Raw genomic sequence first — 24,633 nt, 5'->3', positions numbered from 1 at the left:
AGAGGGACTGTCGACAATTCGAGGAGGCCATGGCGGTCCTGCGGCGGGAACGGGCAGGGACAAGGGCCGGCGAGACGCCTAGAATGGGCCGCCTGTCACAGCAAGGCCCGGCAATGAGCGCAAGACTCCATATCACTCCCTGCCCCTACCACGAGCACCCGCTCGAGCACTTCGCTCGTCTTCGCCGGCGGCCGGGGGCCGTGCTGCTCGACAGCGGGCGGCCGGCCGCGCCCACCGGGCGCTTCGACATCCTCTCCAGCGACCCCCTGACGACGCTCGAGATCGACGACCAGAGGCATGTCGCCGGCACGCCCGAAGTGGCGCGCCTCTCCCCCTTCGCCGCCCAGCAGGCGCTGCTGGAGCGCCTCGAGGTGGAGGCTATCGACAGCGAGCTGCCCTTCCTCGGCGGCCTGATCGGCTACTGGAGCTACGATCTGGGACGGCTGTTGGAGCCGGTGGGCGAGCTGGCCCAACCGGCCGTGACGCTCCCGGCGAGTCGGGTCGGCCTCTACGACTGGGCGCTGATCCAGGACCACGAACGCCGCGAGAGCTGGCTGGTGGCCAGTGACGAGCGCCGCCGCCAGGTGCTCGGCTGGCTAGCGCAGCCGGTGGCCCCTGGCGCCTTCCGGCTGACCGCGCCCTTCGCCGGCGAGCTTTCCCGCGCCGACTATCTCCAGCGCTTCTCTGCCGTGCAGCACTATATTCGCGCGGGAGACTGCTACCAGATCAACCTGGCCCAGCGCTTCAGCGCCCCCTATGCGGGCGACCTGTGGAGCGCCTACTGTCGTCTTCGCGAGGCCACCCCTACGCCCTACTCAGGCTTCATGGCCTGGCCCAGTGCCCAGGGCGAGCAGGCGATTCTTTCTCTCTCCCCCGAGCGCTTCCTCGAGTGCCAAGACGGCCAGGTGGAGACACGCCCCATTAAGGGCACCCGCCCGCGGGGCGAGACCGCCGAGGCCGATCGCGACCTGGCCGACGAGCTCATCGCCAGTCTCAAGGATCGCGCCGAAAACGTGATGATCGTTGACCTGCTGCGCAACGATCTCGGCCGCGTCTGCCAGCCGGGCAGCGTGCGCGTGCCTCAGCTGTGCGGCCTGGAGAGCTATGCCAACGTCCACCACCTGGTCAGCGTGGTGACCGGCAAACTGGATGCAGGCCGGCGCCCCCTGGAACTGCTCGCCGCGGCCTTCCCCGGTGGCTCCATCACCGGCGCCCCCAAGGTGCGCGCCATGCAGATCATCGAGGAACTGGAACCGAGCCGGCGCAGCGCCTATTGCGGCAGCCTGGGCTACGTGGACGTGCGCGGTCGAATGGACACCTCCATCGCCATCCGCACCGCCGTGGCAGATGGTGACCGCCTGCACCTGTGGGGCGGCGGCGGCCTGGTGGCCGATTCTGTTGGAGAAGAGGAATATCAGGAGACCCTGGACAAGATCCGCCACCTGATGGACGCGCTGGCCCGTGATGTCGCAAACCCGGCGGAAAACGTATAAAAATAATATTTTTAATCCCCTGAGGCATAGATACCCAAGAAATCGGTATTGGGGCCAGGCGCCACGCTCTTGCTAGGGTATCTGCCATTATCCCACGGGAGGCCAACATGGCGAGCTTCGACCCCAATCGTTTCGTCCTGGAGCACGATCAGGACACCCCCAAGGAGATCCTGCGGGCCGCCTACCAGGCCTTCGGCGAACTGACACTCTCCTTCTCCGGCGCCGAGGATGTGGTGCTGATCGATCTGGCCCTGAAGGTGGCGCCGAAGGAGGCCATCAACGTCTTCGCCCTGGACACCGGCCGGCTGCACCCGGAGACTTATGCCTTCATCGAGCGGGTGAGAGAACATTACGGCATCACGATCGACCTGCGCTTCCCCGACGCCGAGACAGTGCAGGCGCTGGTTCGCCACAAGGGGCTGTTCAGCTTCTTCCGCGACGGCCACCAGGAGTGCTGCGGCATCCGCAAGGTGGCACCACTGCGCCGCCGCCTGGCTGGCCTGCCGATGTGGGTCACCGGCCAACGCCGCGACCAGAGCCCCGGCACCCGCTCGAGCCTGCAGATCGCGGAGCACGATCACGGTTTCGGCAGCGAGGCCAGCCCCCTCGTCAAGGTCAATCCGCTGACCCACTGGTCAAGCGAGGAGGTGTGGACCTACATCCGCATGTTCGACGTGCCCTACAACCCGCTCCACGAGCGAGGTTTCATCAGCATCGGCTGCGAACCCTGCACCCGCCCTACCCTGCCCGGCCAGCACGAGCGCGAGGGGCGCTGGTGGTGGGAGGATCAGGATGGCAAGGAGTGCGGCCTGCACGCCACCAATCTCCCCTCCCCGGAAGTCACGCCTCGCTGAACCGGCCCTGGCCCAGCATGACAAAGGGCAACCCGCGGGGCGCCCTTTGTCGCTGATGGCTTCACCACGCTTCCCGGGCGATGAGGCGAGCCTGAAACGGCTAGCGCACCGGCAGTTCCAGCCCCTCGAACAGCGGCGACTCGTGACGCGGCCCCGCCGCCAGGGCCGCGTCCACCAGTTCGCGCTCCAGATGCGAGGCAAACCCCTGCAGGAAGTCATACATGTAGCCGCGCATGAAAGTGCCGCGGCGGATGCCGATCTTGGTGGTGGAACTCGCGAACAGGTGCCCGGCATCCAGCGCCAGCAGATCGGTGTCCTGTTCGAGATCCACCGCCATGTGCGCGACGATCCCCACCCCCATGCCCAGGCGCACATAGGTCTTGATCACATCGGCGTCGGCGGCGGTGAGCACAACGTTCGGCGTGAGCCCGCCGGCCCGGAAGGCATCGTCGAGTTGGGAACGGCCGGTGAAGCCGAAGACATATGTGACCAGCGGATAGCGGGCCAGGGCCTCCAGGGTGAGCTGCGTCTCGTCAGCCAGGGGATGCCCCCGGGGCACCAGAATGCAGCGGTTCCAGCGATAGCAGGGCAGCAGCACCAGGTCGTTGAACAACTCCAGGGATTCGGTGGCGATGGCGAAGTCTGCCTGGCCATCGCTGACCATCTGGGCGATCTGTTTGGGAGTGCCCTGCTGCATGTGCAGCGCCACATCGGGATACTTGCGAGTGAAATCGCGAATCACCGGCGGCAGGGCATAGCGCGCCTGGGTATGGGTGGTAGCGATGGACAGGCTACCCCGGCGCTCGTCGCTGAACTCCTGGGCCACCTCCTTGATATTTTCGGTGAGTCGCAGCACTTCGCCGGCCAGTTCGACGATGGCCTGGCCAGCCGGTGTGACCCGTGTCAGGTGCTTGCCGCTGCGAGCAAAGATCTCCACGCCCAGTTCATCCTCCAGCAGGCGAATCTGCTTGGAGATCCCTGGCTGGGAGGTAAACAGGCTCTGAGCGGTGGCCGAGACATTGAGGTTGTGGCGGGTGACTTCCCAGATATAGCGCAGCTGCTGCAGCTTCATGGTGACCAACTCCCTGACAGCCACCCGATCGCGGGCGCTGACGATACCAAATAGCGATAAGCGAATTATTTATAATCACTTTGAAGTATATACAACAAGGTGGCATCTCGCCTAGCCGAATCGTGACGCCATTTGCCAGCGCCGCGGCCGGCCGCTACCATCAGCCGGCCAGGCACGCCGAGGCGTGCCGTGAACACGCTCGATGCAGCGCAACGAAACTGGAGAACCCCATGGCCAATAACGTCGATGTCACCAATGCCAACTTCGAGCAGGAAGTCCTCAAGGCCGATACCCCGGTTCTGCTCAAGTTCTGGGCCCCCTGGTGCGGTCCCTGCAAGGTGATGGCACCGGTGGTCGACGAGGTCGCCGAGGAGCGCAACGGCAACCTCAAGGTCGTCAGCATCAACGTGGACGATGCCCCTGAGATCGCCGCCGAGCAGGGGGTACGCGGTGTGCCCACCGTCATGCTGTTCAAGTCCGGCTCCAAGGTCGCCTCCCTGGTGGGCGCCCAGTCCAAGTCACAGCTGACGCAGTTCATCGACCAGAACGCCTGATCGTCAGCCGCATCAGTCTGCAGATCGCCCCGGCCACGGCCGGGGCGATCGTATTTGGTTGTTCAGTGCCTGCCCGCGTCTACCTCATTCTCCTCGCTCCCTTCCCCCTCCTCGCTATTTCGCTCCGAAAGCGGGCGGTCCGCCTCGGCCAGGGGCTGGTCGTCACCGGGGCCCAGCAGGTGGGCGATCCAGCGAGTATGGGGGTGGCTATCCAGGGCGATCTTGAGCGTCATGGTCAGCAGCACCGAGAGCAGCATCCCTGCAACGCCGAAGATCCACCCCCACACCACCAGCGACAAGAAGGCGACGAAAGTGGAAAGGCCCAGGGCTCGTCCCATGCAGCGAGGCTCGACGATGTTACCGAGCACAAAGTTGATGCCCAGGTAGGCCGCCGAGAGCAGCAGGGCATCCACCAAGCCACCTCCGGGTGATACCAGCAGCAGTATCACCGGGGGAATGGCGGCGATGGCGGAGCCGATATTGGGAATAAAGTTCAGGGCGAAGGCCATCACGGCCCACAGCAGAGGGAAGTCGACCCCCACCAGCAGGCAGGCTACCCACACCAGGACGCCGGTCACCAGGCTGATCAGGGTCTTGACCGCCAGGTAGCGCTTGAGCGTCCGGCTGAACTCGTTGAAACGCTCGAGGCTGGGCGCCGGATTTCGCAGTGCTCGATAGATCTTGTCGCGAAAGTTGAGCGTCTCGAACAGCATGAAGACCACCAGCAGGCTTACCATCACGCTCTGAAACAGCAGGTTGCCCAGTTCCCCGAGCAGTCCCGGCAGCGAACTGCCCAGTTGTTCCACATCGAGCAGTTCGGCGAGCCGGCCGGTATCGATAGCCAGTCCCATTCTCGCCAGGCCATCGAACAACCCGAGGTAGTAGTCGTAGAGCTTCTCCTCGATCCCCGGCAGCGCCTCCGTGAAGGTCCCGAAGCTGTTGGTCAGCAGCAGGCCCAGCAGCGACAGCAGCCCGCCGATTACCACCAGGGTGAGCCAGACGGCCAGGCGCAGGCTCAGCCCCAGGCGGTTCAGCCACTGTACGGGGGGAGTCAAGACCAAGGCGATGAAGACCGCCAGCATCAGCGGCACCAGCAGGCTGGCGCCGGCCTTCATGCCGGCCACGATCACCACCAGAGCAGCCAGACCGAGGGTGAGATTGAGGGGGATGATGCCCGAAGTATCCGGTTCATGCTGAGACATCTCGAGCTCCTTTGTTCCCTGGCAAGGCTTCATCATGCCCCCGCACAGGGCCAGCAACAATCGTGAAAGCGATCTCGAAACAGCTCTTGAGAACAATCTCGAAAACAGGGCTGGGCACCGCACTGGGAACCTTTACGCCGAGGCTATCTCATAGCGGAGTGGCATGCTGCCATCTCATCACCGCATGGAGGCCACCATGACGCTGTTTCGCCCCGCCCGGCTATTGCTGCTGGGTAGCCTGCTCGTCGCCACTCCCCTGCTGGCCGGCCAGGCGCTGGCCGAGGCCACGCCGCCGCGCCAGCTCCACGTCCAGGCCGAGGCCACGCTATCGGTGGTGCCGAATCGCGCCACGCTCAGCGCCCGGCTGTGGGAACGCACCCCGGCCGTCGCTCGCGATGAAGAGGACAGCAGCGACCCCACGGCGCTGCGAGAGGCCCGCGACCGGCTGGAGGAGCGTGCCGCCGAGCTGATCCGCACCCTGGAGGAAGCGGGGCTGGAGCGCGATGCGATCAGTGCCGGCTCGCTGAACGTTCACCCCGAACATATTCCCGGCGCCAGGACCATCGAGGGTCATCGCGAGACGCTGGTACGAACTCGCTTGGAGCGTCCCTTCCAGGTCAAGGTGGCCGATCTGGAAAGCCTGCCACTGTTGCTCGACGCACTGACCGGGGCCGGGGTCAACGCCCTTGACGGCGTGACCTACGACCTCGCCGACCGCGACGCCGCCACCGATGAGGCACTGGTGATGGCGCTGGAGAAGGCGCGCCACAAGGCCGAGCTGATGGCCTCTACCCTCGGGGTGACGCTGGGGTCGGTGATCACGGTCAGCGAGACCCATTCACCGGTCTACGCCCCGCGCATGATGGCCATGAGTGCCGATATGCGTGAAAGCGCGCCCCAGGCGGAATACCGCCCCGGCACCATCACCATCGACGCCGGGGTCAGCGTCAGTTGGGAGATTGAACCGGAGTCGTAAGCTGAAATAGCAGTGCTCCGTCAGGCCAGACACGAACAACCCCCATCGGGCAGGTCCAGATGGGGGTTGTTCGTATTCAAGCTAAAGCGTTCAAGCTAATAGCTGCGATTACCGCCTCAGGCGTTGATGGTCTCGACACCGCCCATATAGGGCCGCAGCGCCTCGGGCACGGTGATGGAACCGTCGGCGTTCTGGTGGTTCTCCATCACCGCGATCAGACAACGCCCCACCGCCAGGCCGGAGCCGTTGAGGGTATGCAGCAGCTGCGGCTTCTTCTGCTCGGGATGGCGGAAGCGCGCCTGCATGCGCCGCGCCTGAAAATCCTCGCAGTTGGAGACCGAGGAGATCTCGCGATAGGTCTCCTGGCTGGGCAGCCACACTTCCAGGTCGTAGGTCTTGGCGGCGCCGAAGCCCATGTCGCCGGTGCACAGGGTCACCACCCGATAGGGCAGCTCGAGCGCCTGCAGGATCGCTTCGGCATGGCCGCGCATCTCCTCCAGCGCCGCATAGCTCTGCTCGGGCTCGACCATCTGCACCATCTCCACCTTGTCGAACTGGTGCTGACGGATCATGCCGCGGGTGTCGCGACCGTGAGAGCCCGCTTCGCTGCGAAAACAGGGCGTATGGGCGGTGAGCTTCACCGGCAGCGCCTTGTAGGGCAGGATCTTGTCACGCGCGAAGTTGGTCAGCGGCACCTCGGCGGTAGGAATCAGGTGGTAGCCGCGCTCGTCGTCGAGGCGGAAGAGATCCTCGCCGAACTTGGGCAACTGGCCGGTGCCGTACAGCGACGCCTCGTTGACCATATAGGGGACGTAGCACTCCTCATAGCCATGCTCGAGGGTCTGCTTGTCCAGCATGAACTGGGTCAGGGCGCGATGCAGACGGGCAATGGGGCCGCGCATCACCGCAAAGCGCGCCCCGGTCAGCTTGACGGCTAGCTCGAAGTCCAGGTCGCCCTTCAGCGCACCGAGATCGACATGGTCGCGCGCCTCGAAATCCAGCTCGCGGGGCGTGCCCCAGCGGTGCAGTTCAATATTGTCGCTCTCATCCCTGCCTTCAGGCACGCTCTCTTGGGGCAGGTTGGGCAGGCCGCTGACAACGTCATCCCATTCGGCCTGCACCTCGGCCAGGCGCACCTTGGCAGCGTCGAGGCGATCGCCCAAGTCGGAGACCTCATCGAGCAGCGGCTGGATATCCTCGCCCGCCGCCTTGGCCTTGCCGATCGCCTTGGAGCGGGTGTTGCGCTCGTTCTGCAGGGACTCGGTCTCGGCCTGCAGCTCACGACGCCGGGACTCCAGCGCCTCGAGACGGTCGGTGTCGAGAGCGAAGCCTCGCTTGGCCAGTCGTTGGGCGACCCCATCGAGGTCGCTGCGCAGCAGTTTAGGATCGAGCATGGCATCCGGTCCGTTGCAGTCGGTGAGAGAGATTGAAGGTCACAAGCGGTCAAGCAGGGCGACCATTGTAGGCAAAAGGCCGCAGAGGCGCCACGCGCCAGGACCCGACCCCATCCTGGAGAGGCCCCGCGGGATGCGCCCCACCACCCTGACGCGGTAAAGTAGCCGCACTCCCTACCTCCCTACGACAGAGCGCCATGATCGCACGATTGGACACCGCCGACGCCGTCACCACGCCGGGGCTTGCCTCGCCCTACCTGCGCTTTCTCGAGGCTCTCAAGGCGGCCGGCTTCGAGGGTGAGATGGCCCCGGACTACGCCGCTCGCACGGTACTCGCCACCGACAACTCCATCTACCAGCGCCTGCCCCAGGCGGCGCTCTACCCGAGGCACGCCGAGGATCTCGAGCGTATCGCCCACCTCGCCGGCCAGGTCGAGCATCGCCGGATCGTGCTGACCCCCCGCGGCGGCGGCACCGGCACCAACGGCCAGTCGCTAACCGACGGCCTGGTGGTGGATGTCTCCCGTCACATGAACCGGATCCTCGAGATCGACGTGGAGAATCGCCGGGTTCGGGTCCAGGTCGGGGTGGTCAAGGATCAGCTCAATGCCGCGCTGAAACCCCACGGGCTATTCTTCGCCCCGGACCTCTCCACCTCCAACCGCGCCACCATCGGCGGCATGATTGCAACCGACGCCAGCGGCCAGGGAAGCTGCGAGTACGGCAAGACGCGCAACCACGTGCTGGCGCTCGACACCGTGCTGCTGGGCGGCGAGCGGCTCGAGAGCCGCCCCGTGGAGGAGGGCGAACTGGCGACACTCTGTACACGAGACGACGCCACCGGCCGCGCCTACCGCACTGCACGGGAGATCATCGACACCCAGGGGGAGCTGATTACCACCACCTTCCCGCCCCTGAACCGCTGCCTGACAGGCTATGATCTCGCGCATCTGCGCGACGACCAGAGCCGGCTCGATATCAACAGCCTGCTGTGCGGCTCCGAAGGCTCGCTGGGGTTTCTCAACGAGGCGGTGCTCAACGTGCTGCCTATCCCCAGGCATTCCACCCTGGTCAACGTGCGCTACGCCGGCTTCATGGATGCCCTGCGCGATGCCAAGGCCCTAATGGCCAGCGGCAGCTCTTCACAAACCCAGCCGCAGGCGCAACCTACCTCTATCGAAACGGTGGACGACACCGTGCTGATGCTCGCGATGGACGACTTCGTCTGGGACAGCGTGGCGGAGTTCTTTCCGGCGGACGGCGAGACGCCCGTCCGCGGCATCAACCTGGTGGAGTTCAACGACGACGACCCCGAGCGGCTCACCGAGCGGGTCGCGGCTTTCTGCCACCATCTCGAGGCGGACGCGAGCGTCCAGCGCCTGGGCTTCACCCTGGCGGAGGGCCGGCCACAGATCCAGCGGGTCTACGCCATGCGCAAGCGCGCCGTGGGCCTGCTGGGCAATGCCAAGGTTGATGCCAAGGGCGAGAAGCGCCCGATCCCCTTCGTGGAGGACACCGCGGTGCCCCCGGAGCACCTGGCCGACTTCATTGCCGAGTTCCGCGCCGCCCTGGATGCCCGCGGCCTCGAGTACGGCATGTTCGGCCACGTGGATGCCGGGGTGCTCCACGTACGCCCGGCCATCGACATGAAGGACCCGGCCCAGGAGCGACTGATCCGCGAGGTCTCCGACGAGGTGGTCGAGCTGACGAAGAAGTACGGTGGCCTGCTGTGGGGCGAGCACGGCAAGGGGGTGCGCTCGGAGTACTCCCCGACGTTCTTCGGCGAGCTCTACCCCAGCCTTCAGCGAGTCAAGGCTGCCTTCGACCCCCACAACCAGCTCAATCCCGGCAAGATCGCCACGCCGATTTCCTCTTATACCCCACCCGACCCCGTGGGGAGCCCGCCCGAAGCCGCGGCTTATTCCAGCCCGCCCGAAACCGCGGGTAAGGCGCCTAACACCATTGCCACCACCCAAGCGAAGGCGGTAAAGCGGGTCGATCCGGGGCTGCTGACCATCGACGGCGTGCCCACCCGCGGCCAGCTCGACCGCACCATCGACGAGCGGGTGTGGCAAGCCCATGCCGCCACCGTCTACTGCAACGGCAACGGCGCCTGCTACAACTTTGACCCCGATGACGCCATGTGCCCGTCGTGGAAGGCCACCCGCGACCGCATCCACTCCCCCAAGGGACGCGCCAGCCTGATCCGCGAGTGGCTACGCCTGCAGGGCGAGGCCGACATCGACCTCATTGAGGAATCGCGCAGGAAGAAGGCAGAGGGTACCTGGGGCTTCGTGAAGAGCTTCCCGACACGCACCCTCAACACCCTGCGCCAACGGCGCGAAGCGGACTTTTCCCACGAGGTCTACGACGCCATGGCGGGGTGTCTCGCCTGCAAGGCCTGCGCCGGCCAGTGCCCGGTGAAGGTCAACGTGCCCGATTCCCGCTCGCAGTTCCTGGAGGTCTACCACGGCCGCTACCTGCGTCCGCTGCGCGACTACGTAGTCGGCACCACCGAGTTCCTCCTGCCCACCCTCTCGCGCATCGCCCCTGCCTACAACGCCCTTATCGGCAACCGCCTGGTGGACCGCCTGCTCTCCGGCCCTGTTGGCCTGGTGGACAGCCCGCGGCTCTCCCGCGCCAGCCTGACGAAGCAGCTGGCCGCCTGGGGCGTGGCCCAGGCAACGCCGATCTCGCTGGGTCTGCTCACCGAGGCGCAGAAGGCGCGCAGCGTGGTGCTCGTGCAGGACGCCTTCACCAGCCACTTCGAGGCGAAGCTGGTGATGGATATCGTTGAGCTGCTCAGCCGGCTCGACGTGCGGGTCTTCGTGGCGCCCTTCTCGCCCAACGGCAAGCCGCTGCAGGTGCAGGGCTTCCTGGGCGCCTTCGAGCGCACCGCTATTAAACAGGCGAAGCGGCTCTGGACGCTGGCCGATTTTGGTGTGCCCCTGGTGGGCATCGATCCGGCCATGACCCTGACCTACCGCCAAGAGTATGTGAAGGCGCTGGGGCCAGACGCCACCCCCGAGGTGCTGATGCTGCAGGAGTGGCTGGTGGCTCGCTCACAAACTCTGGCGAGCCACCTCTCCTCCACCGGCCTGAGCCTGGATGACCCCGGCTTCAAGCTGCTCTCCCACTGCACCGAGTCCACCAACGCCCCGGGCAGCCCCAAGGCGTGGCAGCAGGTGTTTGCCACCTTCGGCCTGGAGCTTTCGCTGGTCACCACCGGCTGCTGCGGCATGTCCGGCACCTATGGCCATGAGGCACGCAACCTGGAGACCTCCAAGACCATCTACGCCCAGTCGTGGCAGCCCGTGGTGGAGGACGAGGCCAACGCGGGAAAACTCCTGGCCACCGGCTACTCCTGTCGCAGCCAGGCCAAACGCTTGTCTGATGCCGCCCTGCCCCACCCGCTACAGGGGTTGCTTGAGGTGCTGCGCCGCGCCGGCTGAGCCTTGAACAAAATCCGTTGCATTCTGCGATTCGATCCACGGATGTATCGTCGGAGGGTTCAATGTCCTCCTTCGTAACACGTTTTTCATTCTTCCCCATCATCACCATGCCCCATGTCAGCTGGGAAGTGATGGGGTTGCCGTTGCTTTTCGATCACGGGGGCACCGAAGCTCGGCCCATGCAGTCGATACCCACAAGACGAACAAACATCAATCGATGGGCGATACATCTACCTATACTGAAAACATACTCCAAAGCGGTGCGCTACAGTGGGTCAATGCCAGATATGAGCTCCATCGCCCGAGTGGTAGAACGCCGTCCCCTTCCGTCGCGACGTCTTGCGCTCCCCGCATCGGCGGGTCGCTACCCTCACTTACAGGTCAAGCAGACCGTATTATTGGACTGAGTGCCATTTTCTTGATCAGGCTCTGCGCCTGAGACAGTGATGGCGCAGGCTTCCATGGCGATGTGTCACCGACCGGTGGCCTACGCCTTCCCGCACCATGCACGAGGAAAGCCGTCATGGTCACGAAGATCGCAGTCATTCAGACACCACCGGTAATGCTACAGCGCGACGCCACCATCGAAGTAATGCTCGAGAGCATCGACGAGGCAGCATCGGCAGGGGCAACCCTTCTGGTCTTTCCGGAAGCCTATATTCCCGGCTACCCGACCTGGATCTGGCGCTTGAAGCCAGGCGGCGACATGGCACTTTCCAGCGAGCTTCATGCTCGACTTCGCGTAAATGCCGTCGACCTGAATGCAGACCACCTCACCCCCCTTCAGGATGCGGCGGCCCGCCACTCCGTGACGCTGGTGGTCGGCATCACCGAGCTCGACAGTCGCTACAGCGGCACGACTCTGTTCAATAGCGTCGTGGTGATCGGACCGGATGGCACCCTTCTCAATCGTCACCGCAAGCTGATGCCGACAAACCCCGAACGCATGGTGTGGGGCATGGGCGATGGCAGCGGGTTGAATGTGGTCGCCTCCCCCGCCGGCCGGATCGGGAGCCTGATCTGCTGGGAGTGCTACATGCCACTGGCACGCCATGCCCTTTACAGCCAGGCCATGGAGATCTTCATCAACCCCACCTGGGACTCCAGCGACGCCTGTCTGGTCACACTGCGTCACATCGCCAGGGAAGGTGGATGCTGGGTCATCGGAACTGCCACCGCCATCCAGGGCAGCGATATTCCCGACACCTTTCCCGAGCGTGACAAGCTCTATTCACCGGAAGAGTGGATCAACGTAGGAAACGCCGTGGTCATTGCTCCTTCCGGTGATATCTCGGCAGGCCCGTTGAATCGGGAGAAGGGGATCCTCTACGCCGATATCGATATCGAGACGGCCCATAGGGCGCGACGCTCCCTCGACGTGGCCGGCCACTATGGCCGGCCGGATATCTTCTCACTGACGGTGAATCGCACGCGCCAGGCTCCGGCCATGTTTATCGACTCCTGAGTTGATGACCGGAAAGGAATGGATGTCATGGCAAGACCCGATTCGTCCTCCAGAAAGGCCGACAGGGTGAGATTCACCCCCGAAGCAAGCTCTGTCACTTTAGGACGTGCTGCGCCGCGCCAGCGGATTCGGCGGCGTCAGTGCCCACAGGGGGATATCCAGCGGTGGGCGCCCTGGAGTCATCATACCTGGATCTCGCCTGCCTCTGCTGTTGGCCCTGGGCCCAGCCGCACTGGCTGACGCTCAGGCACCCGAGGCCTCCAGCGACGGGGCCGACGCCCTGCCCACCATCACCATCAGCGCGCCGCGACTGTAACGCAGCCTTTATGACACGTCGGCCGCCGTCTCCGCCCTGACCCGGGGCGATATCCAACAGGGCCAGCAGCCTGGGGCGCGAGGCACCCACCTGGGGGTGCGCAACCTCCTCGACGAGACCCACTTCGCAAACGTGCGCATCAACGCCAACTGCGGGCGCTACTTCGAGCCGGCGGCAGGCCGCACCTTCCATGCCGGGCTGGAGTTGAGCTTCTAGCCGCGGCTGGCCAGGTTTGCTGGCCTAGAACGGCTGCGGGAGGACGTCACGCTGGCGGCGTTTAGTCGGGCTGAGCGCCGTCTCGCCGTCAAGATTCACGCCCAGAAAGCCCCCCCGACTGGCGACGCCAAAGCGCGGCATAGAGCCCATCCTGGGCCAGCAGTTCGCCGTGGGTGCCAGTCTCGACGATGAGCCCCTCATCGATCACCACCAGCCGGTCGAGCATGGCAATGGTCGACAGCCGGTGGGCGATGGCGATCACCGTCTTACACTCCATCAGTGTACAGAGCTGCTCCTGAATCGCCGCCTCCGTCTCGGAGTCGAGCGCCGAGGTGGCTTCGTCGAGCACCAGGATCGGCGCGTTCTTGAGCAGCACCCGGGCGTTCGCGATGCGCTGGCGCTGGCCGCCGGAGAGCTTGACCCCGCGCTCGCCGACGAGGGTATCCAGCCCGCGCCGTCCCTGCGCGTCGACCAGGTCATCGATGAAGCTGTCGGCGTGGCGCGCCGCACCGCCTCCCATATTGCCGCTTCGCTGGCGTGTGGACTGCCGTAGCGGATGTTGTCGCTCAGCGAGCGATGCAGCAGCGAGGTGTCCTGAGTCACCATGCCGATCTGCTGGCGCAGCGAGGTCTGGGTCACGCCGGCGATATCCTGATCGACGATCAGGATCCGACCACCCTCCAGGTCGTAGAAGCGCAGCAGCAGGTTGGCCAGGGTCGACTTGCTTGCCCCCGAACGGCCGATCACCCCGACCTTCTCCCCCGGCGCGATGGTCAGGCTCATGCCATCGAAGACCCGCTGGGCCTCGCCGTCCGGCCGCGCATAGCCAAAGCGCAGAGCATCGGAGCGGATCTCGCCGTTCGTTACCTCCAGCGCTCGGGCATCCGGCGCGTCTCGGACCTCAGGCTCGCGGGCGATGGTGTTGATGCCGTCCTGCACGGTGCCGATGTTCTCGAACAGCCCCGCCACCTCCCACAGGATCCAGTTGGACATGAAGTGGATTCGCATCACCAGGGCGATGGCCACGGTGATCACCCCGAGCGACACCGCCTGCAGGTACCAGGCGCCAATGGCGATGGCCAGCACCCCGGCCAACAACAACGAATTGAGCAGCGTCAGGCTCACCGTCAGCTTGGTGGCCAGGCGCATCTGGCGGTTCACCGTGTCCATGTAGCCCTCCATGGCATCCCGGGCGAAGTGCTGCTCGCGCTGGGTATCGGCAAACAGCTTGATGGTCTGGATATTGCTGTAGCTGTCGACGATGCGCCCGGCCATCCGCGCCCGGGCGTCGGCCTGCTCCATGGAGAACTGACGCAGGCGCGGCACGAACATCTTCATGATCGCGATATAGCCAACCAGCCAGGCCACCAGCGGCAGCATCAGCCATGGCTATGGCTCGGCGCTGCCCATCAGCAGCATGGCGCCAATGAAGTAGACGACCACATAGACCATTAGGTCATCAATTCATCACCGTCTCGCGAATCGCCAGCGCCGTCTGCATCACCTTCTGGGAGACCCGGCCGGCGAACTCGTCCTGGTAGAACGCCATGCTCTGGACGAGCATATGACGGTGCGCCATCCAGCGGCCGATCATCGGATAGTTGCCGAAGATGCTCTGGTGGATGATCAACGACTGCAGCAGCGTCAGCAGCGGCAGGCCGATCACCACCAGCGCAGCCATACCGGCCAGGCGCCAGCCATACTCGGCAAAGAAGCCTTCGCGCTCGGCCGTCGCCAGCCAGTCGACCAGCTCGCCCATGTAGCAGAAGAACAGCACCTCGACGGCCGACACCAGCGCGGTGAGCAGCGACATGACAATCAGCAGCGGCAGCACCGGACGTGAAAAGTGCAGGATGAATGCCCCCAGCCCGCGTGGCGGCGTCTCGGGCTCGCCGGCTGGGTAGGGGTTCACCAGTGTTTCGAAGAAGCGGAACATCACATTACCGGTTGTCTAGAGGGCGGCTGGCAGGTGCAGAAATTCGGGCGAGGAATAGCGCTGTCACTGGGCAATAAAAGTGACACACCAGACAGCTGGCCGGCTACTCACTCATGTCCTGGCTCTTCTCGCGCTCCTCATGACGCCGCTTGCGAATGGTGCTGGACTTTACGAAGGGCACGAATTTCAGCAGCGCCGTAATGACGCGTGAACGATAGTACTCGACGCGAACGATGAAGCGGACAGCCCAGTGTTCCTTCCCCAGTTTCTCCTTGGCCGCTGTCATCGCCGCCTTGCCGCCAGCGTTGCGGACGTTGGACAGGCGGAAAAGCTCTATCTGGCTAAGTAGGGCCGATTGTCGCAGCAGCGGCAGTGGGCGAAGAAGTCTTACCAGACGAGTGGACTGGAGTATCTCGTGAAGCAGCGGGAAGGAAAACAGGATGATCAATACCGATAGCCAGTTGTCTTTCGTGGTTTGCCAGCGGTCTTGCGAGATGGCCATGTAGAATGCATATTCGACCACGAACACCGTCCAGATCAGCCAATCGGCGACTGTGATTACAGGGTGTTCCACGTCCATCATGAAAGCGATCGTCAGCGGCAGCGTCAATAGGGCGGCAACGATGACCGCAAAGGTCAGGTAATTGCTGAGCGACTCTTCAAGCGCTGCGCCAAGTTTCAGTCGCATCGATTTCCTCCTGCTACCCTGGACGGCCGCCTGCTGGCACGCGCGTGATCATGGCTAGCGTGACATGTTGGACTTTTTTTCTTCTTCGCTACCCTAGGTTGCTGTCAGTCCTGCGTCGGTACGCTGACAAACGGAGCCGCGACAGATGGACATGTTTCTGGCGTGCAGGGAGACGTGATGACTGATTGAAACGTGCCGCTTGGGCTGCCCGTTTCGGTGTTGCTGGTGGCCATGCGTTTAGAAGAACAGCCGCCTGAGCGCCTCGCCGGGGTCGGCCTCGCGCATGAAAGCCTCGCCCACCAGGAAGGCGTTGACGTCGTATTCGCGCATGCGCAACACGTCGTCGCGGGTATGGATGCCCGACTCGGTGACCACGGTGACGCCCGCCGGAATGCGCGGCAGCAGCTCCAGGGTGGTGTCCAGGCGAGTATCGAAGGTGTGCAGATCGCGGTTGTTGATGCCCACCAAGGCGAGGTCCAGCGTCAGCGCCCGCTCGAGCTCCAGAGCGTCGTGGACTTCCACCAGCACGTCCATGCCGAGTTCCACGGCCTGGCGGTGCAGGTCGGCCATCCTCGCGTCGTCCAGGGCTGCGACGATCAGCAGGATGCAGTCGGCGCCGATGGCGCGGGCCTCACTCACCTGGTAGCCGTGGGTAATGAAGTCCTTGCGGATCACCGGCAGGCCGCAGGCGTCGCGGGCCTCGATCAGGCAGTCCTCATGGCCCTGGAAGAAGTCGGCGTCGGTGAGAACCGAGAGGCAGGCCGCACCGCCGGCGGCGTAGCTGGCGGCGATCTCGCCGGGGCGGAAATCCTCGCGGATTACCCCCCGGGAGGGGGAGGCCTTCTTGACCTCGGCGATCACCGCCGGGTCGCCCTCGGCGATGCGCCGATCGAGCGCGGCGATGAAGCCCCGCGGGGCGCCCTGCTCGGCGGCCAGGCGCAGCAGTTCGGCCTCGGACACGGCGCGGGAGCGCTCGGCCACCTCCTCGTCCTTGCGCTCGAGGATACGGGTCAGGATGGTGGGGGTCGCCCCCGGGGATGCGCTCATCGGTTATCTCCTTACAGGGGTGCGCAAAAAGTGGGTGCGCAGCGAGAGGGTACGCAGGGGGCTGCGCTCACTGCAGGAAGACGCGGGTGAAGTTGGCCAGTTCCCTGAGCTTCTCCAGGGGCAGCTTCGAGGCCTGGGCGTCCTGGGCCAGGGCCACCCCCTCCTTGAGGCTGTCGGCCACGCCCGAGACATAGAGCGCCGCGCCGGCGTTGAGGGCAACGATATCCGCCGCGGGGCCTTCGCCGACCAGGGCCTGCTCCACCAGGCGCAAGCTGTCCTCGGCGGACTGCACCCGCAGCGGGTCCAACGACTGGCGCTCGATGCCCAACTCCTCCGGGGTGATCACGTACTCGTGGACCTCGCCCTCCCTGAGCTCGGCCACCAGGGTCGGCTGGGCCAGCGAGATCTCGTCCAGGCCATCCTCGGCGTGGACCACCAGCACGTGGCGGCTGCCCAGGCGGCGCAACACATCGGCCATCAGCGGCACCAGGGCCGGGTCGTAGACCCCCAGCACCTGATTGGCCGCCCCGGCCGGGTTGGTCAAGGGGCCGAGGATATTGAACAGGGTGCGCACACCCATCTCGCGGCGTGGCCCCACGGCGTAGCGCATGGCCGGATGGTGGTTGGGGGCGAACATGAAGCCCACCCCCACCTCGGAAATGCAACGCGCCACCTGCTCGGCGTCGAGATCGAGGTGGATGCCGGCCACGGCGAAGAGATCGGCGCTGCCCGAGGAGGACGACACCCCGCGGTTGCCGTGCTTGGCCACATGGCCGCCGGCCGCCGCCACCACGAAGCTGGCCGCGGTGGAGACATTGAAGAGGTTGGCGCCATCGCCGCCGGTGCCGACGATATCCACCACATTCTCGAGCCGGGCCGGCAACTGCACCGCCTTCATCAACTCGCGCATCACCTGGGCGGCGGCGCTGATCTCCTCGGCGGTCTCGCCCTTCATGGCCATGCCCATCAGGAAGGCAGCGATCTGGGCGTCGCCGGTCTCCCCGGTCATGATCTGGCGCATCACCTCATGGGTCTCGGCGAAATTCAGGTTCTCGCGGCGCATCAGGGCGCCGAGGGCATCTCGCATCTGCATCATGGTTCTCCTCGGCTCAGGCATGGCCCAGCGGCATTTGAGGGCGACGTTTCAGGAAGTTGGCCAGCAGCTCGTGTCCCTGGCGGGTCAGGATCGACTCGGGGTGGAACTGCACCCCCTCCACGTCGAGCTCCCGGTGGCGCAGCCCCATGATCAACCCCGGGGTGACGTCGTCGTCATCGGTCCAGGCGGTCACCTCCAGACACTCGGGCAGCGAGTCGCGGGCCACCACCAGGGAGTGGTAGCGTGTCACCTCGAGAGGGTCATCGAGCCCCTCGAACACCCCCTGGCCTGCGTGGCGGATGGCCGAGGTCTTGCCGTGCATCACCTGGGGGGCGCGCACCACCTCGCCGCCATAGACCTGGCCGATGGCCTGGTGGCCCAGGCAGATGCCGAGAACCGGCAGGCGGCCGGCGAAGTGGCGAATGGCGTCCATGGAGACCCCCGCCTCGTTGGGGGTGCAGGGCCCCGGCGAGATCACCAGGTGCGTGGGTGCCATGGCCTCGATCTGTTCGAGGGTGATGGCGTCGTTGCGGTGGGTCTCCACCTCGGCACCCAGCTCGCCCAGATACTGCACCACGTTGAAGGTGAAGCTGTCGTAATTGTCGATCATGCAGACTTTCATGGGTCGTCTCTCCGGCGCCATGGCTATTCGAGGTTGTCCAGGCCGCGCTCGGCCATGGCCACGGCGCGGAACAGCGCCCGCCCCTTGTTGAGGGTCTCCTGCCACTCCATCTCGGGCACCGAGTCAGCGACGATGCCGGCGCCGGCCTGGACATGCAGCTGGCCGTCCTTGATCACCGCGGTGCGGATGGCGATGGCGGTGTCCATGTTGCCATGCCAGGAGAGATAGCCCACGGCCCCGGAATAGATGCCGCGCTTGACCGGCTCCAGCTCGTCGATGATCTCCAGCGCCCGGATCTTGGGGGCGCCGGAGACGGTGCCCGCTGGGAAGGTGGCGCGCAGGGCGTCCATGGCAGTGAGCCCCGGCTTGAGCCGGCCGGTGACGTTGGAGACGATATGCATGACGTGGGAGTAACGCTCCACCGTCATCTCTTCGGTGACCCTCACCGAGCCGGTCTCGCTGATGCGCCCCACGTCGTTGCGCCCGAGATCGATCAGCATCAGGTGCTCGGCGCGCTCCTTGGGGTCGGCCAGCAGCTCCGCCTCCAGCGCCCGGTCCTCCTCCTCGCTGCGCCCGCGCTTGCGGGTGCCGGCGATGGGCCGCACCGTCACCTCACCCTCCTCCAGGCGAGTGAGGATCTCCGGCGAGGAGCCGGCCACCTGGTGGTCCCCCAGGTCGAGGAAGAACATGTAGGGCGACGGGTTGAGGCTGCGCAGCGCCCGGTAGAGGTCAAGGGGGGCGGCGCGGTAGGGAATCGACATGCGCTGGGAGGGCACGCACTGCATCACGTCGCCGGCCAGCACGTACTCCTTGATGGTCTCCACGGCGGCCTTGAAGCCCGCCTCGGTGAAGCCGGAGGTGAAGTCGCCCTCCTCCACCGCGGCGCCGCCGGTGCCAGGGCTGATGGTGTTGAGGGTGGCGCTGCGCAGGCGGATCTCCAGCTCCTCGAGGCGATGAATGGCGCGGTGATAGGCCTCGGGCTCGGCGGGGTCGGCGTGGGTCCAGAGCGCCAGCCGCCCGGAGAGGTTGTCAAACACCACCAGTTCGTCGCACACCATCAACAGGATGTCGGGCACGCCCAGGGGGTCGGGCTTCTCCACCCCGCGCAGGCGCGGCTCGATGTAGCGGATGGTGTCGTAGCCGAAGTAGCCTACCAGGCCGCCGTCGAAGCGCGGCTGGTCGTCCAGGCGCGGCACCTTGAAGCGCGCCTGGAACTGCTCGATCCAGGCCAGCGGGTCCTCCACCTCGCCGGCACCCTGCAGGGCATCGTCCACGTAGTGGCTGACGGTGAAGCCGCGCACCTCGATGCGCTCGCGGCTGGGCAGACCGATGATCGAGTAGCGTCCCCACTTCTCGCCGCCCTGCACGGATTCCAGCAGAAAGGACCAGGGGCGGTTGGCCAGCTTGAGGTAGGTGGAGAGCGGGGTGTCGAGATCGGCCAGCACCTCGCGGGTGACCGGGATACGGTTGTAGCCGGCGTCGACCAGCTCACGGAAGCGTTCGGGAGTCATCATGCCCGGGAATCCTCGGTATAACGGGTTTGGCGATGGGGCGCAGGGCGGCGAGGCTCATCAGGAGCCAACACCGCGGCTCAACATGGGGACAGCGTCACCATCGCCAGCCGCCGCGGACAGGCGAGCGGGATTGACGGGGCTCTGCGGCCGGGTGGCCGCCGAAGGGAAAGCAGGTATCCGACAGGGTGCGGCTGATCATCGAGAGGCTTCCGCTTCTTATAGCAATAACATATTGATTAGGCCGCGCTTATAGCGTTAAGCCGAAATCACGTTAAACGAGTTCCGCGAGCGATTCAACCACGCCATCCGGGCCGCTCTGGCGCACCGGCTCGCCGTGATTGTACCCGTAGGGCACCGCCAGGGTGCGAAAGCCCGCCGCCCGACCGGCGGCGATATCGTGGCGGGAGTCTCCCACCATCAGGCAGGCCTCGGGCGACACCGCGAAGTGGGCTGCCACGTGGCGCAGCGGCGCCGGGTCGGGCTTCTTCTCGGGCAGGCTGTCGCCGCCCAGGCAGAGCGCGAAGTGGTCGGCAAGGCCAAGCCCCTCCAGCAGCGGGGCGATGAAAGCATGGGGTTTGTTGGTCACCAGCGCGAGCGGCAGGCCGCGGCGGCGCAGGGCATCGAGGCATTCGCGCACACCGGGGTAGAGCCGGGTATGGGCACCGGGGTCGCGACCGTAGTGTTCGAGGAAGGCCGCGTGGGCGCGCCCCAGCAAGCCATTATCGACCTCACCGTTGGTGGCAGGCGAGGCGCCGGGGTCAGTTCGAAGAGGGGATCCTATACCAGGGATGGCATCGGTAGTGCCCAGGGAGGGGGGCACAGCGCCCCCTCGCAGGGCTGTCGCCGGATCAGCCTCGCCGGCATCAGCGCTACCCGTAGTGGCATAGCGCAGCGCCCGCTCCATCAGCTTGAGCGAGCCGTTGCCGACCCAGTCGCGCACCCTGGCGTCGCCGGCGGCCGGAAGGCCCAACTCTACCAGGGCGGCGTCCGCGGCTAGCGCCAGGTCGGGCACCGAGTCGATCAGGGTGCCATCCAGGTCGAAGGTGACCAGGCGGATATCTTTCAGTATGGGGTGCATGCTGCCTCTCGGTGACGTTATGGTGAACATTATGCCGGACAGGCCATGGGCAGGAAATCGGCACGGACTTATGCTGTAGGCCTGTCCTCTTTCTGGAGTCGTTCCATGGACGTGCCAAGAATTGTGGTGGTCGGTGGTGGTGCGGGCGGCCTCGAGTTGGTCACCCGTCTCGGGCGCAAGCTCGGCAAGCGCAAGCGAGTCGAGATCGTGCTTGTCGACCGCAACGCTACCCATATCTGGAAGCCTCTGCTGCACGAGGTCGCTACCGGGGCGCTGGACTCGGGGCTCGATGAGATTTCCTATCAGGGGCACTCCGCCGCCCACGGCTACCGCTTTCAGCGCGGCACCCTGTGTAATATCGACCGCAATGCCCACATCCTGACCCTGGCTCCCGTTCTCGACGATGAGGGCAACGAAGTGCTGCCCTCACGCTCGCTCGGGTATGACCTTCTGGTCCTGGCGCTGGGCAGTGTCAGCAATGACTTCGGCACGCCAGGCGTCGACGAGCACTGCCACTTCCTCGACAGCCCGCAGCAGGCCGAGGCCTTCCGCCGGGACATGCTCAATACTTTCCTGCGCTACAACAATCCGCAACGGGGCGAGCATGCGCGCATGGTGGTGGGTATCGTCGGCGCCGGCGCCACCGGGGTGGAACTCGCTGCGGAACTCCATGAAGCGTCACGCATGCTGCAAAGCTACGGCGTCACTCACCTGGACAGCGACCACCTTGAGGTTCACCTGATAGAGGCCGCCCCCCGGATCCTGCCGGCCCTGCCCGAGCGCATCAGCCAGGCGGTCCAACAGGAACTGGAGGGCCTCGGCGTGCGGCTCCATCCCTCCACCCGCGTGACCCGGGTGGAGGCCGCCGCGATCCATACCTCCGATGGCGGGCGCATCGACACGGATCTGGGCGTCTGGGCAGCCGGAATCAAGGCCCCCCCCTTCCTCTCGGAACTGGGATTGCCGACGGAATCCAACCACCGACTCAAGGTCCACGACACCCTGCAGAGCACGGAGGATCCCCATGTCTTCGCCATGGGGGACTGTGCCAGCTGTCCGCAGCAGGACGGTAGCACGGTACCCCCTCGCGCCCAGGCGGCCCATCAGCAGGTTTCGACGCTCTATCGCAACCTGCGGGCCCAATTGGACGGCCGGCCACTCAAGCCCTTCGTCTACCGGGACCGGGGGTCGCTGATCTCGCTGGCTCACTTCGAGGCCGTCGGCAGCCTGATGCGCGGCGCCTCGGCGCGCAGCCTGTTCATCGAGGGGCACCTGGCGAAGTTCTTCTACGCCTCGCTCTACCGCATGCACCAGCGGGCCATTCACGGCACCCTCAAGATGAGCCTCATCGTGGTGGTGGATGGCATCAATCGCTTCCTGAAGCCACGCATGAAACTTCATTGAACCAGGAGTCGCATCTGGACCCGGCTATCACCTCGTCAGACTGACACCGTAACCACCCATCCGCTCTGCCAGCCAAATGCGCTTGTCCGACGCCGTGAGGCGCTTCACACAGGCCTCGAGCCGCAGCGCCTCGCCGCGGCTGCCCACCGGCTCCCAGTGCCTGAGCGTGAGCGGCCCCTTCCCGCGCAGCGCCTTGGCGCCGCGGCCGGCGGCGTGCTCGGCCAGGCGCCGCGCGACGTCGGTGGTGATGCCGGTATAGAGCGCCCCTCCCGCCGTCTCCAGCAGATAGAGTTGCCACACCGGCAGCACAGCCTCTGGTCGCGATTCACTCAAGGCCTCAGCGCACACCGGCCAGCTGCTCGCGAAAGTCGCGGATCACGCCGTCGTAGCAGTGCGGGTCCGCCGGGTTGCGAGCCTTGAACACCGCCGAACCGGCCACGAAGGTGTCGGCGCCGGCGTGGGCGATCTCGGCAATGTTTTCCACCTTCACCCCGCCATCGATCTCCAGGCGAATGTCACGGCCCGAGGCGTCGATGCGCCGGCGCGCCTCGCGCAGCTTGTCCAGGGTGCCCGGGATGAAGGACTGGCCGCCGAAGCCGGGGTTGACGCTCATCAGCAGCACCATGTCGACCTTGTCCATCACGTAATCGAGATAAGAGAGCGGAGTGGCCGGGTTGAACACCAGGCCGGCCCGGCAGCCGCCGTCGCGGATCAGCTGCAGGGAGCGGTCGACATGGTCCGAGGCCTCGGGGTGAAAGGTGATGATGCTGGCCCCGGCGTCGATGAAATCGCCGATCAGCCGATCCACTGGACGCACCATCAGGTGCACGTCGATGGGGGCCGTGACGCCATGCTTGCGCAGCGCCTCGCAGACCATGGGCCCGATGGTCAGATTGGGCACATAGTGGTTGTCCATCACGTCGAAGTGGACGATGTCGGCACCGGCGGCCAGGACGTCATCCACCTCCTCACCCAGCCGAGCGAAGTCGGCAGAGAGGATCGAGGGAGCGATCAGGAAGTCGTGGGGCGCATCGGTCATGGGAGGGTCCAGGCGGTCGCTTGCGAAGAGGGCACATTCTATCAGAGCCGCCGGATCAGGGCAGCGCGGGGGGGCGATACCCCCTGTGCAGAGGCTTAGCTCATAATAGAATAAAAAATATCGTTGTAATTACCATTGATGACATTTAACCTTTAGGCAACGCCAATGAATTTCGGAGTGACCCATGATCCTGCGCCCCCTCTTCCAACGCTCCCTGCTCGCCATTGCCCTCGGCGCCGGCCTCATCGGCCCGGCCACAGCAGCCGAACGCGAGCTGCTCAACTCCTCCTACGACATCGCCCGGGAGCTGTTCTCGGCGATCAACCCCGACTTCATCGCCCACTGGCAGGCCCAGCAGGGCGAGGAGGTTGCCGTTAGTCAGTCCCACGGCGGCTCCTCCGCCCAGGCCCGCGCCATCCTGCAGGGCCTGCGCGCCGACGTCGTCACCTTCAATCAGGTCACCGACGTGCAGGTACTGGCCGACGGCGGCCTGGTGGCCGAGGCGTGGCAGGACGCCCTGCCCAACAACGCCTCGCCCTACTACTCCACCACCGCCTTCCTCGTGCGCAAGGACAACCCCAAGGGCATCGAGAGCTGGGACGACCTGGCTCGCGAGGACGTCGGCGTGGTCTTCCCCAACCCCAAGACCTCCGGCAACGGCCGCTACACCTACCTGGCCGCCTGGGGCTTTGCCGACCAGCACTTCGAGGGTGACGAGGAGCAGATCCAGGACTTCATGCGCACCTTCCTGCGTAACGTGGCGGTATTCGATACCGGCGGCCGAGGTGCCACCACGAGCTTTATCGAACGCGGCCTAGGCGATGTGCTGATCAGCTTCGAATCCGAGGTCAACAACATCCGCGGCGAGTACGGCAGCGACGACTATGAGGTGATCGTGCCGCCGGTGAGCATCCTGGCCGAGTTCCCGGTGGCCGTGGTCGAGCCCAACGCCGAGCGTAACGGCAATCTGGACCTGGCCCAGGCCTACGTGGAGTACCTCTACAGCGAGGAGGCCCAGCGTACCTTGGCCGGCTTCAACTACCGCGTGCACCACGAGGCAGTGGCTGAGGAGTTCGCCGACGCCTTCCCCGAGACCGAACTGCTGCGCGTCGAGGACGTCTTCGGGGGCTGGGACGCGGCCATGGAGACCCACTTCGGCAACGGCGGCCTGCTCGACCAGCTGCAGCGTCGCTGAGCCACCGACCTCTCGGAGAC

21 protein-coding genes and 2 pseudogenes are annotated in these 24,633 nt (G+C 65.4%); 8 read left to right on the top strand and 15 right to left on the bottom strand.

Annotated elements, in window-relative coordinates; all coding sequences use genetic code 11:
- Positions 1-113: 113 nt before the first annotated feature.
- Both pabB and ACR80S_RS03290 read left to right on the top strand, forming a co-directional pair.
- Positions 114-1,493, top strand: a complete 1,380-nt coding sequence (pabB, locus tag ACR80S_RS03295) for an aminodeoxychorismate synthase component I (protein WP_435402559.1) — start codon at positions 114-116, stop codon at positions 1,491-1,493.
- Between the two features lie 107 nt (positions 1,494-1,600).
- Entirely contained in the window at positions 1,601-2,347 is a 747-nt protein-coding gene (locus tag ACR80S_RS03290) for a phosphoadenylyl-sulfate reductase (RefSeq protein WP_435400871.1), read from the top strand.
- A 100-nt stretch (positions 2,348-2,447) separates the two neighbouring features.
- Here ACR80S_RS03290 and cysB read toward each other — a convergent pair whose 3' ends face one another.
- A complete protein-coding gene (gene cysB, locus ACR80S_RS03285) occupies positions 2,448-3,419 on the bottom strand; it encodes an HTH-type transcriptional regulator CysB (RefSeq protein WP_435400870.1) in 972 nt (323 codons plus the stop codon).
- Between the two features lie 230 nt (positions 3,420-3,649).
- Here cysB and trxA point away from each other — a divergent pair, with 230 nt between their 5' ends.
- The gene (gene trxA, locus ACR80S_RS03280; RefSeq protein ID WP_290908652.1) at positions 3,650-3,973 is read left to right on the top strand and encodes a thioredoxin; all 324 of its coding nucleotides are present in this window, start codon (positions 3,650-3,652) and stop codon (positions 3,971-3,973) included.
- Positions 3,974-4,035: 62 nt separating this feature from the next.
- Here trxA and ACR80S_RS03275 read toward each other — a convergent pair whose 3' ends face one another.
- A complete protein-coding gene (locus tag ACR80S_RS03275) occupies positions 4,036-5,175 on the bottom strand; it encodes an AI-2E family transporter (RefSeq protein ID WP_435400869.1) in 1,140 nt (379 codons plus the stop codon).
- A gap of 163 nt (positions 5,176-5,338) precedes the next feature.
- Here ACR80S_RS03275 and ACR80S_RS03270 point away from each other — a divergent pair, with 163 nt between their 5' ends.
- A complete protein-coding gene (locus ACR80S_RS03270; RefSeq protein ID WP_435402558.1) occupies positions 5,339-6,151 on the top strand; it encodes an SIMPL domain-containing protein in 813 nt (270 codons plus the stop codon).
- A gap of 116 nt (positions 6,152-6,267) precedes the next feature.
- On the opposite strand, the gene serS is transcribed toward ACR80S_RS03270, so the two are convergent.
- Positions 6,268-7,545, bottom strand: a complete 1,278-nt coding sequence (gene serS / locus ACR80S_RS03265) for a serine--tRNA ligase (protein WP_435400867.1) — start codon at positions 7,543-7,545, stop codon at positions 6,268-6,270.
- Between the two features lie 197 nt (positions 7,546-7,742).
- Between serS and ACR80S_RS03260 the strand changes: the two genes are divergently transcribed.
- Entirely contained in the window at positions 7,743-10,997 is a 3,255-nt protein-coding gene (locus tag ACR80S_RS03260; protein ID WP_435400866.1) for an FAD-binding and (Fe-S)-binding domain-containing protein, read from the top strand.
- Between the two features lie 523 nt (positions 10,998-11,520).
- Entirely contained in the window at positions 11,521-12,462 is a 942-nt protein-coding gene (locus ACR80S_RS03255) for a carbon-nitrogen hydrolase family protein (protein ID WP_435400865.1), read from the top strand.
- A gap of 620 nt (positions 12,463-13,082) precedes the next feature.
- On the opposite strand, the gene ACR80S_RS03250 is transcribed toward ACR80S_RS03255, so the two are convergent.
- The 10 genes and pseudogenes from ACR80S_RS03250 to gph form a co-directional block, all read right to left on the bottom strand.
- Positions 13,083-13,256, bottom strand: coding sequence for a hypothetical protein (locus tag ACR80S_RS03250; RefSeq protein WP_435402567.1), 174 nt, complete (start codon positions 13,254-13,256; stop codon positions 13,083-13,085).
- Positions 13,257-13,382: 126 nt separating this feature from the next.
- A pseudogene (locus tag ACR80S_RS03245) lies at positions 13,383-13,514 on the bottom strand (hypothetical protein); the annotation flags it as partial.
- 80 nt (positions 13,515-13,594) lie between these two features.
- A pseudogene (locus ACR80S_RS03240) lies at positions 13,595-14,326 on the bottom strand (ATP-binding cassette domain-containing protein); the annotation flags it as partial.
- Positions 14,327-14,453: 127 nt separating this feature from the next.
- The gene (locus tag ACR80S_RS03235; protein WP_435402557.1) at positions 14,454-14,930 is read right to left on the bottom strand and encodes an ABC transporter ATP-binding protein; all 477 of its coding nucleotides are present in this window, start codon (positions 14,928-14,930) and stop codon (positions 14,454-14,456) included.
- Between the two features lie 103 nt (positions 14,931-15,033).
- Entirely contained in the window at positions 15,034-15,618 is a 585-nt protein-coding gene (locus tag ACR80S_RS03230) for an ion transporter (RefSeq protein ID WP_435400864.1), read from the bottom strand.
- Between the two features lie 237 nt (positions 15,619-15,855).
- Entirely contained in the window at positions 15,856-16,665 is an 810-nt protein-coding gene (trpC, locus tag ACR80S_RS03225; protein ID WP_435400863.1) for an indole-3-glycerol phosphate synthase TrpC, read from the bottom strand.
- 67 nt (positions 16,666-16,732) lie between these two features.
- Positions 16,733-17,758: an anthranilate phosphoribosyltransferase gene (gene trpD / locus ACR80S_RS03220; protein WP_435400886.1), complete on the bottom strand. Its 1,026-nt coding sequence runs from the start codon at positions 17,756-17,758 to the stop codon at positions 16,733-16,735.
- 16 nt (positions 17,759-17,774) lie between these two features.
- Complete coding sequence (locus tag ACR80S_RS03215; protein WP_435402556.1) at positions 17,775-18,383, bottom strand: anthranilate synthase component II; 609 nt, start codon at positions 18,381-18,383, stop codon at positions 17,775-17,777.
- A gap of 23 nt (positions 18,384-18,406) precedes the next feature.
- Complete coding sequence (gene trpE / locus ACR80S_RS03210; RefSeq protein ID WP_435400885.1) at positions 18,407-19,894, bottom strand: anthranilate synthase component I; 1,488 nt, start codon at positions 19,892-19,894, stop codon at positions 18,407-18,409.
- Positions 19,895-20,168: 274 nt separating this feature from the next.
- The gene (gph, locus tag ACR80S_RS03205; RefSeq protein ID WP_435400861.1) at positions 20,169-20,975 is read right to left on the bottom strand and encodes a phosphoglycolate phosphatase; all 807 of its coding nucleotides are present in this window, start codon (positions 20,973-20,975) and stop codon (positions 20,169-20,171) included.
- 105 nt (positions 20,976-21,080) lie between these two features.
- Between gph and ACR80S_RS03200 the strand changes: the two genes are divergently transcribed.
- The gene (locus tag ACR80S_RS03200) at positions 21,081-22,379 is read left to right on the top strand and encodes an NAD(P)/FAD-dependent oxidoreductase (RefSeq protein ID WP_435400860.1); all 1,299 of its coding nucleotides are present in this window, start codon (positions 21,081-21,083) and stop codon (positions 22,377-22,379) included.
- 27 nt (positions 22,380-22,406) lie between these two features.
- Here ACR80S_RS03200 and ACR80S_RS03195 read toward each other — a convergent pair whose 3' ends face one another.
- Positions 22,407-22,712, bottom strand: a complete 306-nt coding sequence (locus ACR80S_RS03195) for a GIY-YIG nuclease family protein (RefSeq protein WP_435402555.1) — start codon at positions 22,710-22,712, stop codon at positions 22,407-22,409.
- 4 nt (positions 22,713-22,716) lie between these two features.
- The gene (gene rpe / locus ACR80S_RS03190) at positions 22,717-23,418 is read right to left on the bottom strand and encodes a ribulose-phosphate 3-epimerase (protein ID WP_435402554.1); all 702 of its coding nucleotides are present in this window, start codon (positions 23,416-23,418) and stop codon (positions 22,717-22,719) included.
- A gap of 184 nt (positions 23,419-23,602) precedes the next feature.
- Here rpe and cysP point away from each other — a divergent pair, with 184 nt between their 5' ends.
- Entirely contained in the window at positions 23,603-24,613 is a 1,011-nt protein-coding gene (gene cysP, locus ACR80S_RS03185) for a thiosulfate ABC transporter substrate-binding protein CysP (RefSeq protein WP_435402553.1), read from the top strand.
- Positions 24,614-24,633: the final 20 nt, after the last annotated feature.

The sequence above is a fragment of the Halomonas salsilacus genome, assembly GCF_051216275.1.
GTDB lineage: Bacteria > Pseudomonadota > Gammaproteobacteria > Pseudomonadales > Halomonadaceae > Halomonas.
The sequence above is the reverse complement of the archived record's forward strand: the minus strand, read 5'-3'. Positions and strand labels throughout refer to the sequence as shown.

Coding starts and splice junctions, on each gene's coding strand:
- pabB (WP_435402559.1), top strand. CDS start 114: ATGAGCGCAAGACTCCATATCACTCCCTGCCCCTACCACGAGCACCCG.
- ACR80S_RS03290 (WP_435400871.1), top strand. CDS start 1,601: ATGGCGAGCTTCGACCCCAATCGTTTCGTCCTGGAGCACGATCAGGAC.
- cysB (WP_435400870.1), bottom strand. CDS start 3,419: ATGAAGCTGCAGCAGCTGCGCTATATCTGGGAAGTCACCCGCCACAAC.
- trxA (WP_290908652.1), top strand. CDS start 3,650: ATGGCCAATAACGTCGATGTCACCAATGCCAACTTCGAGCAGGAAGTC.
- ACR80S_RS03275 (WP_435400869.1), bottom strand. CDS start 5,175: ATGTCTCAGCATGAACCGGATACTTCGGGCATCATCCCCCTCAATCTC.
- ACR80S_RS03270 (WP_435402558.1), top strand. CDS start 5,339: ATGCTGCCATCTCATCACCGCATGGAGGCCACCATGACGCTGTTTCGC.
- serS (WP_435400867.1), bottom strand. CDS start 7,545: ATGCTCGATCCTAAACTGCTGCGCAGCGACCTCGATGGGGTCGCCCAA.
- ACR80S_RS03260 (WP_435400866.1), top strand. CDS start 7,743: ATGATCGCACGATTGGACACCGCCGACGCCGTCACCACGCCGGGGCTT.
- ACR80S_RS03255 (WP_435400865.1), top strand. CDS start 11,521: ATGGTCACGAAGATCGCAGTCATTCAGACACCACCGGTAATGCTACAG.
- ACR80S_RS03235 (WP_435402557.1), bottom strand. CDS start 14,930: ATGTTCCGCTTCTTCGAAACACTGGTGAACCCCTACCCAGCCGGCGAG.
- ACR80S_RS03230 (WP_435400864.1), bottom strand. CDS start 15,618: ATGCGACTGAAACTTGGCGCAGCGCTTGAAGAGTCGCTCAGCAATTAC.
- trpC (WP_435400863.1), bottom strand. CDS start 16,665: ATGAGCGCATCCCCGGGGGCGACCCCCACCATCCTGACCCGTATCCTC.
- trpD (WP_435400886.1), bottom strand. CDS start 17,758: ATGCAGATGCGAGATGCCCTCGGCGCCCTGATGCGCCGCGAGAACCTG.
- ACR80S_RS03215 (WP_435402556.1), bottom strand. CDS start 18,383: ATGAAAGTCTGCATGATCGACAATTACGACAGCTTCACCTTCAACGTG.
- trpE (WP_435400885.1), bottom strand. CDS start 19,894: ATGACTCCCGAACGCTTCCGTGAGCTGGTCGACGCCGGCTACAACCGT.
- gph (WP_435400861.1), bottom strand. CDS start 20,975: ATGCACCCCATACTGAAAGATATCCGCCTGGTCACCTTCGACCTGGAT.
- ACR80S_RS03200 (WP_435400860.1), top strand. CDS start 21,081: ATGGACGTGCCAAGAATTGTGGTGGTCGGTGGTGGTGCGGGCGGCCTC.
- rpe (WP_435402554.1), bottom strand. CDS start 23,418: ATGACCGATGCGCCCCACGACTTCCTGATCGCTCCCTCGATCCTCTCT.
- cysP (WP_435402553.1), top strand. CDS start 23,603: ATGATCCTGCGCCCCCTCTTCCAACGCTCCCTGCTCGCCATTGCCCTC.